The sequence below is a fragment of the Rhodopseudomonas palustris genome (assembly GCF_003031265.1).
Classification (GTDB): Bacteria; Pseudomonadota; Alphaproteobacteria; order Rhizobiales; family Xanthobacteraceae; genus Rhodopseudomonas; species Rhodopseudomonas palustris_H.
Genome location: NZ_CP019966.1, coordinates 2,940,429 through 2,953,947, shown reverse-complemented (window position 1 = coordinate 2,953,947; position 13,519 = coordinate 2,940,429). Strand labels below are relative to the sequence as shown.

9 protein-coding genes are annotated in these 13,519 nt (G+C 66.0%); 3 read left to right on the top strand and 6 right to left on the bottom strand.

Annotated features, from left to right (window positions below):
- Positions 1 to 18: 18 nt before the first annotated feature.
- On the top strand, positions 19 to 1,251 hold the full coding sequence (locus RPPS3_RS13725) for a hypothetical protein (RefSeq protein ID WP_107344597.1): 1,233 nt from the start codon (positions 19 to 21) through the stop codon (positions 1,249 to 1,251).
- 116 nt (positions 1,252 to 1,367) lie between these two features.
- Here the strand turns inward: RPPS3_RS13725 and mfd are convergent, their stop codons facing one another.
- Positions 1,368 to 4,886 (bottom strand): transcription-repair coupling factor, encoded by a 3,519-nt coding sequence (gene mfd, locus RPPS3_RS13720; RefSeq protein ID WP_107344596.1) that lies wholly within the window; start codon positions 4,884 to 4,886, stop codon positions 1,368 to 1,370.
- Positions 4,883 to 5,173 carry a succinate dehydrogenase assembly factor 2 gene (locus tag RPPS3_RS13715; RefSeq protein ID WP_013502545.1) on the bottom strand — a complete coding sequence of 97 codons (291 nt, stop codon included), beginning with the start codon at positions 5,171 to 5,173 and terminating at the stop codon, positions 4,883 to 4,885. Before RPPS3_RS13715 ends, mfd begins: the two co-directional genes overlap by 4 nt.
- Positions 5,174 to 5,326: 153 nt before the next feature.
- Here RPPS3_RS13715 and recG point away from each other — a divergent pair, with 153 nt between their 5' ends.
- Complete coding sequence (gene recG / locus RPPS3_RS13710; protein WP_107344595.1) at positions 5,327 to 7,429, top strand: ATP-dependent DNA helicase RecG; 2,103 nt, start codon at positions 5,327 to 5,329, stop codon at positions 7,427 to 7,429.
- A gap of 98 nt (positions 7,430 to 7,527) precedes the next feature.
- Here recG and RPPS3_RS13705 read toward each other — a convergent pair whose 3' ends face one another.
- Complete coding sequence (locus tag RPPS3_RS13705; protein ID WP_107344594.1) at positions 7,528 to 8,046, bottom strand: phenolic acid decarboxylase; 519 nt, start codon at positions 8,044 to 8,046, stop codon at positions 7,528 to 7,530.
- 94 nt (positions 8,047 to 8,140) lie between these two features.
- Between RPPS3_RS13705 and RPPS3_RS13700 the strand changes: the two genes are divergently transcribed.
- Complete coding sequence (locus tag RPPS3_RS13700; protein ID WP_107344593.1) at positions 8,141 to 9,031, top strand: LysR family transcriptional regulator; 891 nt, start codon at positions 8,141 to 8,143, stop codon at positions 9,029 to 9,031.
- 91 nt (positions 9,032 to 9,122) lie between these two features.
- Here the strand turns inward: RPPS3_RS13700 and RPPS3_RS13695 are convergent, their stop codons facing one another.
- From RPPS3_RS13695 to glmU, 3 genes are all read right to left on the bottom strand, one after another.
- Entirely contained in the window at positions 9,123 to 9,917 is a 795-nt protein-coding gene (locus RPPS3_RS13695; protein ID WP_107344592.1) for a DUF502 domain-containing protein, read from the bottom strand.
- Positions 9,918 to 10,191: 274 nt separating this feature from the next.
- Positions 10,192 to 12,018 carry a glutamine--fructose-6-phosphate transaminase (isomerizing) gene (glmS, locus tag RPPS3_RS13690; protein WP_107344591.1) on the bottom strand — a complete coding sequence of 609 codons (1,827 nt, stop codon included), beginning with the start codon at positions 12,016 to 12,018 and terminating at the stop codon, positions 10,192 to 10,194.
- Positions 12,019 to 12,144: 126 nt separating this feature from the next.
- Complete coding sequence (gene glmU / locus RPPS3_RS13685; RefSeq protein WP_107344590.1) at positions 12,145 to 13,503, bottom strand: bifunctional UDP-N-acetylglucosamine diphosphorylase/glucosamine-1-phosphate N-acetyltransferase GlmU; 1,359 nt, start codon at positions 13,501 to 13,503, stop codon at positions 12,145 to 12,147.
- Between the last annotated feature and the right edge of the window lie 16 nt (positions 13,504 to 13,519).

Sequence of the window (13,519 nt, the reverse complement as noted above, 5' to 3'; positions counted from 1 at the left end):
GCGGGAGCCGTTCTTGGAATGTCGTACCACGCGCCTATCCTCGTCGTAACCGACGATGAAAGCTCGCCGACCCTCGCAGCACTGACGGACGCCAAACTGTTTCCAGTGCTCGCTTCTGCATGGCCGGAAGCTGGCGAAGCGGTTGGCCGGCTGCGACCGTCGGCCGTGGTCGCAGATGGCGGTGCGCCCGCCGGCTCCCTTGAGACACTCGCCCGCCAGATCGGCTTGCTCCAGCCCTACGTGCCGCTGATCGCGATCGGCGCCGATGGCGGCCTGCCCGACAACGTCATGCCGTTCAGCGCCGATCCGCGCGAGCTGATCCATCTGGCGCCGCGGCTGCGGGCCGCGCTGCGGGTGCGGACACTGCACGCCACCGCGATGCGGCGCCTGACCGATCCGAGCGGCCTCACTGAACTGTCCGACCATGATCCGCTGCAGGACGCGACCGTGCTGCTGATCGGCCGCGGCGCCGCCTATCCGGCGCTGTCGGTGGCGCTCGGCGAACGGGTCGGGGTGGTCGGCGCGCTGTCGATCGAAGCCGCCGCCAAGCATCTCAACGCCCGCGATCTCGACGGCATCGTGCTGGCCGAAGGCTTCAGCTCACGCGTGGTGGATGCCTTTCTCACCGTGCTGTCGGAAGACACCCGGTTCCGGCATCTGCCGATCGTGGTCGGCATTCCGGCGCCGCACGGCAGCTTCGAACTGCCCAACCTCGAATTCGTCGACGGCGATCCGGCGCGGATCGTCGGCGCCGCGCTGCCGCTGGTGCGCCAGCACGCCTTCGAGGGCCGGCTCACCCGCACGCTGGCTTCGCTCGATGCCGGCGGGCTGCTCGATCCCCGCACCGGCCTCCTCACCGAGGCTGCGTTCGAGCGCGATTTTGCGACCGCCGTGTATCAGGCGCAGACTCGCGGCGAAGGCCTGTCGGTCGCGCGTTTCGTCCTGCACCGCGCCGATCGCCGCGCGGTCAACGACGCCGCACGGATCGTCAGCCGGCTGATGCGCAAGATGGACTTCGGCACGCTGCAGACCGACGGCACGCTGCTGGTGGTGTTCGCGGCAACTGACCTGCGCAACGCCCAGGCGATCGCGCGGCGGCTCAGCAGCGTGATCAAGCAGACGGCTCACAGCGCAAGGCGCGAGGCCCGGATCGATCCCGACGTCAGCGTCGCGACCCTGATGCCGGACGAATCCGCCCGCGCCATCCTCACCCGCGTGGTGCAGCAGGACCGCCGCCGCGCGGCGTCGTAGGCGTCCAGCCAAGACGATCCCGTCATTGCGAGCGCAGCGAAGCAATCCACGGGCCGGTGTACGGAGCTTCTGGATTGCTTCGTCGCTGCGCGCCTCGCAATGACGCTGAGGCGAAATCACGCCGCCTTGCGGTTCTCGGCGAGGTCGGCGAGCTGCTTGAGGATATCGGTCGTCCCCATCAGCCGTTCTTCCGGCGTCTCCCAGACCTGGAAGAACACCACCTTCATGTCGGGCCGCACCTTGGCGGCTTCGCCGTGGCGTTTGATGAAGAACACCAGCTTGTCCGGTTGCGCGAACGCGTTGTCGCGGAAGCTGATGACCACGCCCTTCGGACCGGCGTCGACCTTCTCGACATTGGCGCGGCGGCAATACGCTTTGATGGCCGCGATCTTGAACAGATAGCGCACCTCGTCGGGCAGCGGACCGAAACGGTCGCGCAGCTCGGCGGCAAAGTTCTCGATCTCCTCGTCGGTGTCGAGATCGGCGAGCCGGCGATACAGCGACAGCCGCACCGCAAGATCGGCGACGAAGTCCTCCGGGATCAGCACCGGCATGCCAATGGTGATCTGCGGCGACCAGCGGTCGGCGACCGGCTCGTCGACGATGCCGGCCTTGAGGTTGGTGATCGCCTCCTCGAGCATCTGCTGATACAGCTCGAAGCCGACTTCCTTGATGTGGCCGGACTGCTCCTCGCCGAGCAGATTGCCGGCGCCGCGAATGTCGAGGTCGTGCGAGGCTAGCTGGAAGCCGGCGCCGAGCGTTTCCAGCGATTGCAGCACCTTCAGCCGGCGCTCCGCCTGCGCGGTGATGTTGTGCTGCGGCAGCGTGAACAACGCGTAGGCGCGCAGCTTGGAGCGGCCGACGCGGCCGCGGAGCTGATACAATTGCGCCAGGCCGAACATGTCGGCGCGGTGCACGATCAGCGTGTTCGCGTTCGGGATATCCAGGCCGGATTCGACGATCGTGGTCGACAGCAGGATGTCGAACTTGCCGTCGTAGAAGGCCGACATGATGTCCTCGATCACGGCCGGCGGCATCTGGCCGTGCGCGACCGCGACCTTCATCTCCGGCACATGCTTGTCGAGGAAGTCCTTCACCTCGGCGAGATCGTCGATCCGCGGCACGACGTAGAAAGCCTGACCGCCGCGATAGCGCTCGCGCAGCAGCGCCTCGCGGATCATCAACGGATCATGCGGCGCCACGAAGGTTCGCACCGCGAGCCGGTCGACCGGCGGCGACGCAATGATCGAGAGGTCGCGCACGCCGGTCATGGCGAGCTGCAGCGTGCGCGGGATCGGCGTCGCGCTGAGCGTCAGCACGTGGACCTCGGAGCGCAGCTGCTTCAGCTTCTCCTTGTGGGTCACGCCGAAGTGCTGCTCCTCGTCGACGATGACGAGGCCGAGATCCTTGAACTTGATCGACTTGCCGAGCAGCGCGTGGGTGCCGACGACGATGTCGAGCGTGCCGTCGGCGATGCCTTTCTTGACCTGCGACAGCTCCTTGGTCGAAACCAGTCGCGACGCTTGGCCGACATTGACCGGGAAGCCACGGAAGCGTTCGGTGAAAGTCTTGGCGTGCTGCCGCGCCAACAGCGTGGTCGGGACCACGACCGCGACCTGCTTGCCGTCGAGCGCCACCGCGAAAGCCGCGCGCAGCGCCACCTCGGTCTTGCCGAAACCGACGTCGCCGCAGACCAGACGGTCCATCGGCGTGCCCTTCTCCAGATCGCCGAGTGCCGCGTTGATCGCGGCGAGCTGGTCCTCGGTTTCGTCGTAGGGGAAGCGCGCGCAGAACTCGTCATAGAGCTGCGGCTGCACCGGCAGCTTCGGCGCCTCGCGCAGATGCCGTTCGGCAGCGACCTTGATCAGTTCGCCGGCGATCTGACGGATACGGTTCTTCAGCTTGGCCTTGCGCGCCTGCCAGCCCGAGCCGCCGAGCTTGTCGAGTTCAACCGTGGTGCCGTCGGAGCCGTAGCGCGACAGCAGTTCGATGTTCTCGACCGGCAGGAACAGCTTGGTGTCATTGGCGTAGTGCAGTTCGACGCAGTCGTGCGGCGCGCCGCCGACTTCGAGCGTCTGCAGGCCGACGAACCGGCCGATGCCGTGCTCGACATGCACCACGATGTCGCCGGTCGACAGGCTGGTGACTTCGGAGATGAAGTTGTCGAGCTTCTTGCTGGCCTTGCGTTGCCGCACCAGACGGTCGCCGAGTACGTCCTGCTCGGTGATCACCGCAAAGGCGTCGGTCTCGAAGCCGGACTCCAGGCCGACCACCGCCAGCATGGTTTCGTTGCGCGGCGTCGCCTGCACGGTGCGCCAGGAATTGACGCTGGTGAGCGCGACCAGCTTGTGGTCCTTCAGCATGCTCGCCATGCGGTCGCGCGAGCCTTCGCTCCACAGCGCGATCACCACCTTCTTGCGCGCAGCCTGCAGCGCATAGACGTGCGCCACCAGCGTCTCGAACACGTTGACGTTGGCGTCCGCGCGCTCCGGCGCGAAGTTGCGGCCGGCACGGGCACCGGCATCGATCACGTCGCTGGTGTCGTCCGGCAGCGCGAACGGCGTCAGCCGCGCCAGGGCGACGCCTTCGAGCCGCGCGGTCCATTCACTGTCGGTGAGATACAGCCGATCCGGCGGCAGCGGCTTGTAGATCGCGCCGGAGCCGGGCTGCTCCATCGCTTCGCGCCGGGCGTCGTAGTAGTCGGCGATCTGCTTGAAGCGCTCGCGCGCAGCGTCTTCGCTCTGCGGCTCGATCGCGACCGGCGTTCCCTTCAGGTAATCGAACAGCGTGTCCATCCGCTCTTGGAACAGCGGCAGCCAGTGCTCCATGCCGGGATGGCGGCGGCCTTCGCTGACCGCGGCGTACAGCTGATCGTCCGGATGCGGCGCGCCAAACGCGGCGACGTAGCCCATGCGGAAACGGCGGATGGTCTCGGTGACGAGCTGGAATTCAGACACCGGCACCAGGTCCAGGCCGCGCATGGTGTGCAGCGTGCGCTGGGTCTCGGCGTCGAAGGTGCGGATCGATTCGAGCTGGTCGCCGAAGAAGTCGAACCGCACCGGCTGGTCGAGGCCGGCCGGAAACAGATCGAGAATGCCGCCGCGGACCGCATATTCGCCGGCTTCACGCACGGTCGATGCGCGGCTGTAGCCATTGTGTTCGAGCCAGGCGACGATCGAATCCATCGGCACGACGTTGCCTGGCGCAACCGACAGCGCCTGCGCGGCGATGATCTCGCGCACCGGCACCCGCTGCACGGCGGCGTTGACCGTGGTCAGCACGATCAGCGGTTTGTCGCTGCCGGTCAGGCGCGACAGCTTCGCCAGGGTGGTGACACGCTGCGCCAGGATGCCGGCGTGCGGCGAAACGCGGTCATAGGGTTGGCAGTCCCAGGCCGGAAACTGCAGCACCTCGAGATCGGGCGCGAAGAACTCCAGGCTGCGCGCGAGCTGCTGCATCCGCGGACCATCGCGGCAGATCACCGTCAGGCTGACAGCGGGCGCCTTGGGCTTGGCCACGACCGCGCGGGCCAGATCGGCGATGATCAGCCCCTCGGCGCCTTCGGCGACGTTGGCGAAGGTCAGCGCCTTGCCGGACGTAAGCTGTTCCGCCGGCGACCTGCTCGGAGTCTTCATACGGCGCCGTCCTGATGGCCGTAGGTCTTGATCCGTTCGAACAGACCGCCCTTAAACTCGGCCGGCAGCGTGTCGCCGCCGGCGACCGCGGCATAGAGATCGTGGTCGTTGACCTCGATCAGCCGTTCCAGCTCGTCGAGCTCCGCCTCCGACAGCGTGCCGATCTCGGCGTCGGCGAACTGGCCGAGAATCAGATCCATCTCGCGTGTGCCGCGATGCCAGCAGCGGAACAGAAGCCGCTTGCGGCGGTCGTCGAGCCCGCCGCTCGACCGTGTGGTGCCCGTCATGTCGAAATCCACCTCAACGCCAAAAGCCCGGACGTGCCGGGCGGCCCTGATATAGCGACCGGGATCGCCGCTGTCAGCCCGCACTGGCGCATTGCAATCGGCCGCAAATGCAGCCAACCCTGCGGGCAACCGCCCATCCACCCGCTTGGTTCGATGCGCCCTGCTCTGCTCAATCCGCTGTTCGCCCCGGTCACCAGCCTGACCGGCGTCGGACCGAAACAGGACAAGCTGTTCCGCTATCTGCTGGACCGCGACGACACCCCGCGGCTGGCCGATCTGCTGCTGCATCTGCCGAGCAGCGTGATCGACCGGCGCGCCCGGCCGAAAATTCGCGACGCGGTGCCGGGAACGGTGGTGACCCTGGAGGTGACGGTCGATCGCCACCGCGCGCCCCCGCCGGGCCGCTCGCGCGCGCCGTATCTGGTCTATGCCGGCGACGACACCGGCGACGTGGTGCTGACGTTCTTCCGCGCCAAGCCGGACCATGTGCAGAAGCTGCTGCCGGTCGGCGCCAAGCGCTACGTCTCGGGCACCGGCCAGCTCTACGACGGCACGCTGCAGATCGTCCACCCGGACCGGGTCGTCGACGAAGAGGCCTTCGCCAAGCTGCCGCAGATCGATCCGGTCTATCCGCTGACCGAGGGGCTGGCGATCGGCTCGCTGCGCCGGGCGGTGGCGCAGGCACTGACCAAGCTGCCGGCGCTGCCGGAATGGATCAGCCCCGAGGTGCTGCGGCGCTGCCGGTTTCCCTCGTTCGCCGAAGCGCTGAAGCACGTCCACATCCCGGATCAGCCGACCGACATTCTGCCCGATGGGCCGTATTGGTCGCGGCTCGCTTATGACGAACTGCTCGCCGGGCAGCTTGCTTTGGCGCTGGTGCGGGCGCAGCTCCGCCGCCCGGCCGGCAGCCGCAACGCCGGCGACGGTCGGCTGCGCCACAAGATCATCGACGCGCTGCCTTATGCGCTGACCGCCTCCCAGCAGCAGGCCGCGGCGGCGATCGCCGAAGATCTGCGCCAGCCGGTGCGGATGCTGCGGCTGCTGCAGGGCGACGTCGGAAGCGGCAAGACCGTGGTGGCGCTGCTGGCCGCAGCGGCGGTCGCAGAAGCCGGCAAGCAGGCGGCGCTGATGGCGCCGACCGAAATCCTCGCCCGGCAGCACATCAAGACCATCGCGCCGCTGGCCGAACGCGCCGGGATGCAGGTCGCGATCCTCACCGGCCGCGAGAAAGGCAAAGAGCGCCGCGAGATCTTGGCGCGGCTCGAAAGCGGCGAGATCGATTTTTTGGTCGGCACACACGCGCTGATCCAGGACGACGTGATCTACAAATCTCTGGCGCTGGCGGTCATCGACGAGCAGCACCGTTTCGGCGTGCGCGAGCGCCTGGCGCTGACCAGCAAGGGCGCCGATGTCGACGTGCTGGTGCTCAGCGCAACGCCGATTCCGCGGACGCTGGTGCTGACTTACTTCGGCGACATGGACGTTTCGGAACTCCGCGAGAAGCCCGCCGGCCGCCAGCCGATCGACACCCGTACGCTGTCCGATACGCGGCTGCCGGAAGTAATCGACGGCATCGGTCGCGCGATTGCCGCCGGCAAGCGGGTTTACTGGATCTGCCCGCTGGTCGAGGAATCCGAGAACGTCAAACTCACCGACGCCGAGCAACGCTTCGAATCGCTGCTGCAACGGTTCGGCGATCATCAGGTCGGCTTGGTGCATGGACGGATGCGCGGCAGCGACAAGGACCTGGTGATGGGCCAGTTCGCGCGCGGCGAGATCAGCGTGTTGGTCGCGACCACGGTGGTCGAGGTCGGTGTCGACGTCCCCGAAGCCACCATCATGGTGATCGAAAACGCCGAACGGTTCGGTCTGGCACAACTGCATCAGCTGCGCGGCCGGGTCGGCCGCGGCAGCGAGGCGTCGACGTGCTTGCTGCTGTATCGCGAGCCGCTGGGCGAGCTGTCGGCGGCGCGCCTGCGGGTGATCCGGGACACCACCGACGGTTTTCGGATCGCCGAGGAAGATCTCAAGCTGCGCGGCGAAGGCGATGTGCTCGGCACCCGGCAGAGCGGCCTGCCCGGCTACCGGATCGCCCGCTCCGAAGTCCATGCCCAGCTCATCACCCAGGCGCGCGACGAAGCGCTGCGGATTTTGAAGGACAACCCCAAGCTCGAAGGCCCGTCCGGCGAGGCGCTACGCTGCCTGCTGTATCTCTACGAACGCGACGAAGCGATCCCGCTGCTGGGAGCCGGTTAGAGGGCCATCTCGGGAGTTGGGTGAGCAGCCCCGCGTGCACGACGCTCGACCCGATTACGAAAATCAGACTCGAGCGCCGGCGTCATAGGTTCAGTTGTTCAGTTGCGGCGATCGGCATAGCCGGACGGCAATTTCTCCGGCGGGCAGTCGATAACGCTTTGATCGTCGCGGTCACGCCGCTCCATGAAGGTAATCGTGGCGAATTCGTCGATCACCAGCTTGGGATAGGTCGGTCCGGCATCTCGATAGGCGCGCATCGCATCGAGATGATCGTTCTGAAAACAAACCGTCTTCTTGGGATCTCGCGCGATCCAATCCGGGAAGAAGATCACGCCGTGCAGTTTGCGCTTGGGCAGATTGACGGCAACGCTGACGCAAGTTCCCGTCGGTTCGTCCCAGGAAATCTTGTAGATGCCCTCGCCCAGCCGGACGATGTGGGCGAACTGGTCGCGCACCCAACGTCCGCCGACCATACCGCTGTGAATCCGGTAATCGATCGTGTTCTCGTTCTTCACGTAGAGCTCGTACTGCCAGCCATTGTCATACGTGTAAATCAAATGGCTTCCGACAAAATCTACCAGTTCGGCGGGATGAAGGGATTCACTGACCTGAGACATATCGTGCTCCTGTTTGCATTTGCCGGATCATTGCATCTGAAAAATCGAATGAAAAATCTTCATTTCGGTGCATTATGATCTAATAATCCGAACGATGGAGGCGACCGTGGCCCAGGTGCCAAAAACGACGGTCGAGCAATGGGCCATATTGAGAGCGGTCGTCGAACTCGGCACCTACGCGCAAGCGGCCGAGACGCTGCATCGGAGTCAATCGTCGATCAGCTACGCCATCACCAACCTGCAGCACGCGGCGGGCGTTCAGCTTCTTCAAATCGAAGGTCGCCGAGCTGTCCTCACGGAGGCGGGCCGAGCGCTTCTGGCCGAAGTCGAACCCCTCATCGACGATTTTCTGCGCATCGAACAAAGGGCGTCGGCTGTGGGGCATGGCGAGCGCGTAGTGCTCCGGCTTTTGGTCGACAGCGTCTTTCCAAAACCCAGGCTGCTGGCCGCCTTACGCCGCCTGGCCGAGGTCCATCCGCACGTCGATGTTCGTCTCCGTGAAGCGGTCCGCCTGCCGATGCCGGAGCCGACCGACAGAACTTACGACATCGCGATCGCCCAGCCGGTGATTGGCGCGCGGTATGGCAAACGCGTAGCGGATGTCGACCTCATTGCCGTCGCCGCGAAGGGCCATCCCCTCGCGCATCGCACCCGCCCGATCAGCCGGGCGACCTTGGCGAGACACTTACGGATCGAGATTCGGGATCTCGAATTGTCAGCTCCCACGAAGGGGCAGACCGGCGGCAAAGCGTGGCACATGAGCACGATCGACTCCGCGCTCGGCGTCGTCCGCGAGGGGCTCGGCTACAGCTGGCTGCCTCGTCACTCGATCCAAGGCGACCTGGAACGCGGCGATCTCGTCGAGCTGTCCTTGAGCGAAGGCGGAGAAAGGCGCATCCCGCTGGACCTCTGCCTTGCCGATCACGAGTCCGCCGACGGCGCGGTCTTGTTTCTCGGCGAGGCGTTGATGATGCACGCGGAGTGACCGCAGTCCTGCGACAGAGGTGTCAATAAGGCGATCTGCTCACCTTGACGCGCCCCCGAACGCGCAGTCACCCCATCCGCCGGACGCCAGCTTAATCGACCTTGTCGGGCGCCTTGGTGACGCGGCGGCGCGAGAACGCCGATTCCGGCTCTCCGGGTTCGCGGACCTTCTTGGCGGCCAGCGCGGTCGCTGCCAGCGCTGCGATCTTCTTCTGCGGATCGGAACCCGGCTGCACCACGCCCGCCGACATGATCAGCGTCGCGGCCTCCTCGGCACTCATGTCGACCGGGATCACTTTGCTGCGCGGGACGTAGAAGAAGAAGCCGGTGGTTGGGTTCGGCGCGCACGGCAGGAACACCGAGATGTGCTCGTCCTGGCTCGGGATCTTGGTCGCGACTTCCTGGTTCGGCGGCAGCGAGATCAGCACGATCGACCACATCCCCGGCTGTGGGAACTCGACCAGGCCCACTTTTCGAAGGCTGTTGCCGTTGCCCGAGAACAGCGTCTCGAACACCTGCTTCAGGCCGCGGTAGATCGCCCGCACCACCGGCATCCGGCCGAGCAGCCGCTCGCCGAGATCGACCAGGCTGCGGCCGATCAGGTTGGCGGTGAGGAAACCGAGCAAAGTCAGGGCGACGAACGCCACGACCAGGCCGGAGCCCGGCACAGCAAACGGCAGATAGGTCTCGGGGCGGTAATCCGGCGGAACCAACGGACGCACGAAGCCATCGACCCAGTTCACGAACCACCAGGTCAGGTAGAACGTGATCGCCACCGGGCCTGCCACGATCAGGCCGGTCAGGAAGTAATTGCGGAGACGCCCCATCACGCCGCGCGGCGGGTCCGGCGGAAGATCACCGGTCGGGGTCGGAAGCTGGTCGGTCATCGGCAGTCCAGGTCGGTGCTACGGATGTCGCGGCCGAAGCCCCGACGCGAAGTTCACTGTAGCAGAGCGCCCTGGGGATAAGCGATCGATCCGACCCGGCCAGGCTCGATCGCGGCACTTCGGCGTTCTGCCAACGCCGCCAGATATAAGGGCTTCGGCAGCCGCCAACAACCGGCCGGGTGTGGACAGCCGGCCGGCCGCGACAACTTGCCGGATGCCTCGGCAGATCCTTGCGAACGCTTCGCGCCGAGGGGCCGCTGGGCGTGTGAACGCCCTATTCCACCGTGACCGACTTCGCCAGATTGCGCGGCTGGTCGACGTCGGTGCCCATCACCACGGCGGTGTGGTAGGCGAGCAGTTGCACCGGGATGGCATAGACCATCGGGGTGAACGCCGAGGGCATGTCCGGCATCACGATCGTCACCATCGACTCGACGGTCGCCTCCTCGGCGCCCTTGGCGTCGGTCATCAGGATGATCCGGCCGCCGCGGGCCGCGACCTCCTGCATGTTGGAGACAGTCTTTTCGAACACCCGGTCATACGGCGCGATCACCACCACCGGCATCTTCTCGTCGATCAGTGCGATCGGGCCGTGCTTGAGCTCGCCGGCGGCATAGCCCTCGGCGTGGATGTAGGAGATTTCCTTGAGCTTCAGCGCGCCCTCCAGCGCCAGCGGATACGACGTACCGCGGCCGAGATAGAGCACGTCCTGGGCTTTGGAGATGTCGCGCGCCAGCCGCTCGATCTGCGGCTCGTGGGTCAGTGCCGCAGCCATCAGGCGGGGCAATTCGATCAGGCCGTGCACCAGCTTGGCTTCGTCGTCATCAGTCAAGGTACCGCGCGCCCGTCCCGCCGCGATCGCCAGTGCCGCCAAAGCCGTGAGCTGGCAGGTGAACGCCTTGGTCGAGGCGACGCCGATCTCGGGGCCGGCCAGGGTCGGCATCACCACTTCGCTCTCGCGGGCAATGGTCGAGGTCGGCACGTTGACCACCGACAGCGTGTGCAGCCCCTGCTCCTTGGCGTAGCGCAGCGCCGCCAGCGTGTCGGCGGTTTCGCCCGACTGCGAGATGAAAACCGCCAGATCGCCGCTGCGCAGCGGCGCTTCGCGGTAGCGGAATTCCGACGCGATATCGATCTCGACCGGCAGCCGCGCAAAACGTTCGAACCAGTACTTGGCGACATAGCCGGCGTAGTTCGCCGTGCCGCAAGCGGTGATCGACAGATGCTTCACATCCTTGAAGTCGAACGGCAGCTTCATCGGCAGCGCGATCCGCTCGCTCGCCATGTCGAGATAGCGCGCCAGCGTGTGGCCGACCACTTCCGGCTGCTCGTGGATCTCCTTGGCCATGAAGTGGCGATAGTTGGCCTTATCGACCACAAACGACGAGGCGCCCGACTTCATCACGTCGCGCTTGACGACGTCGCCCTTGGCATCGCGGACTTCGGCGCTGGTGTGGGTCAGCACCACCCAATCGCCGTCGTCGAGATAGCTGATGTCATCAGTGAGCGGCGCCAGCGCGATCGCGTCCGAGCCGAGATACATCTCGCCATCGCCATAGCCGATCGCCAGCGGCGAACCCTTGCGGGCGCCGATCATCAGATCGTCGTAGCCCTTGAACACGAAGGCCAGCGCGAATGCGCCGCGCAGCCGCGGCAGCGCTGCCTTCACCGCGTCCTGCGGCGACAGCCCCTTGGCCAGAAACGAATTGACCAGATGCGCCACGACTTCGGTGTCGGTCTCGCTGGCGAAGGTGGCACCGCCACCTTCGAGCTCGTCACGCAGCTCGCGGAAGTTCTCGATGATGCCGTTATGCACGACCGCGACGCCCGACGCCGCATGCGGGTGCGCATTGGCCTCGTTGGGTTTGCCGTGGGTCGCCCACCGGGTGTGCCCGATCCCGACATGGCCGGCGAGCGGCTGCCGCTGCAATACCGCTTCGAGATTTCTCAGCTTGCCTTCGGCCCGGCGGCGCATGAGCTCGCCGTCTTCGAGCGTTGCGACCCCGGCCGAGTCATAACCTCGGTACTCGAGCCGCTTCAGCGAATCGACCAGCTGCTCAGCAACCGGTCCACGTCCCAGAATTCCGATGATGCCGCACATGCGGTTGAATAATCCCCAGTTCGCCGGGCGACCTGCCGACGCTCCCGACTTCTAGCGGCTTCTGTGAAAGCCTTGGTAGTCAACAATTATTGCGATTTGACACAAGGTTAAGCCAAACCGGCGGCTTCAATGCGCCTTCGGCTTGCGATGCCGCGACTTGGCGTCCCGGAAGCGCTTGGCCCAGCCGTCCTTGGCGGTCTGCACGTTGCGCTCGACTGCCAACGCGTCGTCCGGCACGTCCTTGGTGATCACCGAACCCGAGCCAACATAGGCGCCGGTACCGATCTTGACCGGCGCGACTAGCGACGAATTCGAGCCGATGAATGCGCCCGCCCCGATTTCGGTCTTGTGCTTGTCGAATCCATCGTAATTGCAGGTGATGGTGCCGGCACCGATGTTGGCCGACGCGCCGATGTGGGCATCACCGATATAGGTCAGGTGATTGACCTTGGCGCCGGCGTCGATCTGCGCGGCTTTGGTCTCGACGAAATTACCGATCTTTGCACCGTCGCCGAGCGACGTTCCCGGCCGCAACCGCGCATAGGGACCGACCTGCGCCTTGCTGCCGATCTTTGCTTCGGAAAGGTGGGAGAACGAGTGGATTACCGCGCCGTCGGCAATCGACACACCGGGGCCGATCACCACGAACGGCTCGATTACCACATCCTTGCCGAACGTCGTGTCGGCGGCGAGATACACGGTCTCCGGCGCGATCAGCGTCACCCCCGCCGCCATCGCCGCCTGGCGCAGGCGGGTCTGCATCACGGTCTCGGCCTCGGCGAGCTGCGCCTTGGTGTTGATGCCGCGGACCTCGTCCTCGCTGGTTTCGATCACGCTGGCGGTCAGGCCGAGGTCCCGAACGATCCCGACCGCATCGGTCAGGTAGTACTCGCCCTTGGCGTTGGCGTTGCCGATCTTGTCGAGCACGTCGAGCGCGATCTTGCCGTCGATCGCCATCACGCCAGCATTGCACAGCGTGATCTTCAGTTCATCGGCGCTGGCGTCCGCCTGCTCACGGATCGCCGTCAGCTTGCCGTCCTCGACCACCAGACGGCCATAGCCGGTCGGATCGGCCGCGCGGAAACCGAGCACCACCAGAGACGAGCCGTTGTGCAGCGGCTCGCGCAGACGGGCGAACGTCTCGGCCGAGATCAGCGGGGTGTCGCCGAACGCGATCAGCAGATCGTCGGCGCCCTGGGCGATCGCCTCGCGAGCCGCCAGCACCGCATGCGCGGTCCCGAGCCGCTGCGCCTGGATATGGATGGCCGCGTCAGAGCGGACACGTTTGGCCTCGGCGCCGACCGCCTGATGATCCGGACCGATCACCACCGCGAGCCGGTCGCGTTCGCCATGCGGCGCCGCGCTCAGCACGTGGGCGAGCAGCGAGCGGCCGGCGACCGGGTTCAGCACCTTCGGCAGCGAAGATCGCATCCGCGTCCCCTCGCCCGCGGCAAGCACGATCGTCAGGCTGTTTCTGGCAGTCATTTCAACATCCATGGTC

Bases quoted from the DNA above. Each gene is read 5' to 3' on its own strand.
- recG (WP_107344595.1), top strand. From the start codon at position 5,327: ATGCGCCCTGCTCTGCTCAATCCGCTGTTCGCCCCGGTCACCAGCCTG.
- mfd (WP_107344596.1), bottom strand. From the start codon at position 4,886: ATGAAGACTCCGAGCAGGTCGCCGGCGGAACAGCTTACGTCCGGCAAG.
- RPPS3_RS13700 (WP_107344593.1), top strand. From the start codon at position 8,141: ATGGAGGCGACCGTGGCCCAGGTGCCAAAAACGACGGTCGAGCAATGG.
- RPPS3_RS13715 (WP_013502545.1), bottom strand. From the start codon at position 5,173: ATGACGGGCACCACACGGTCGAGCGGCGGGCTCGACGACCGCCGCAAG.
- RPPS3_RS13695 (WP_107344592.1), bottom strand. From the start codon at position 9,917: ATGACCGACCAGCTTCCGACCCCGACCGGTGATCTTCCGCCGGACCCG.
- RPPS3_RS13705 (WP_107344594.1), bottom strand. From the start codon at position 8,046: ATGTCTCAGGTCAGTGAATCCCTTCATCCCGCCGAACTGGTAGATTTT.
- glmU (WP_107344590.1), bottom strand. From the start codon at position 13,503: ATGACTGCCAGAAACAGCCTGACGATCGTGCTTGCCGCGGGCGAGGGG.
- glmS (WP_107344591.1), bottom strand. From the start codon at position 12,018: ATGTGCGGCATCATCGGAATTCTGGGACGTGGACCGGTTGCTGAGCAG.
- RPPS3_RS13725 (WP_107344597.1), top strand. From the start codon at position 19: ATGTCGTACCACGCGCCTATCCTCGTCGTAACCGACGATGAAAGCTCG.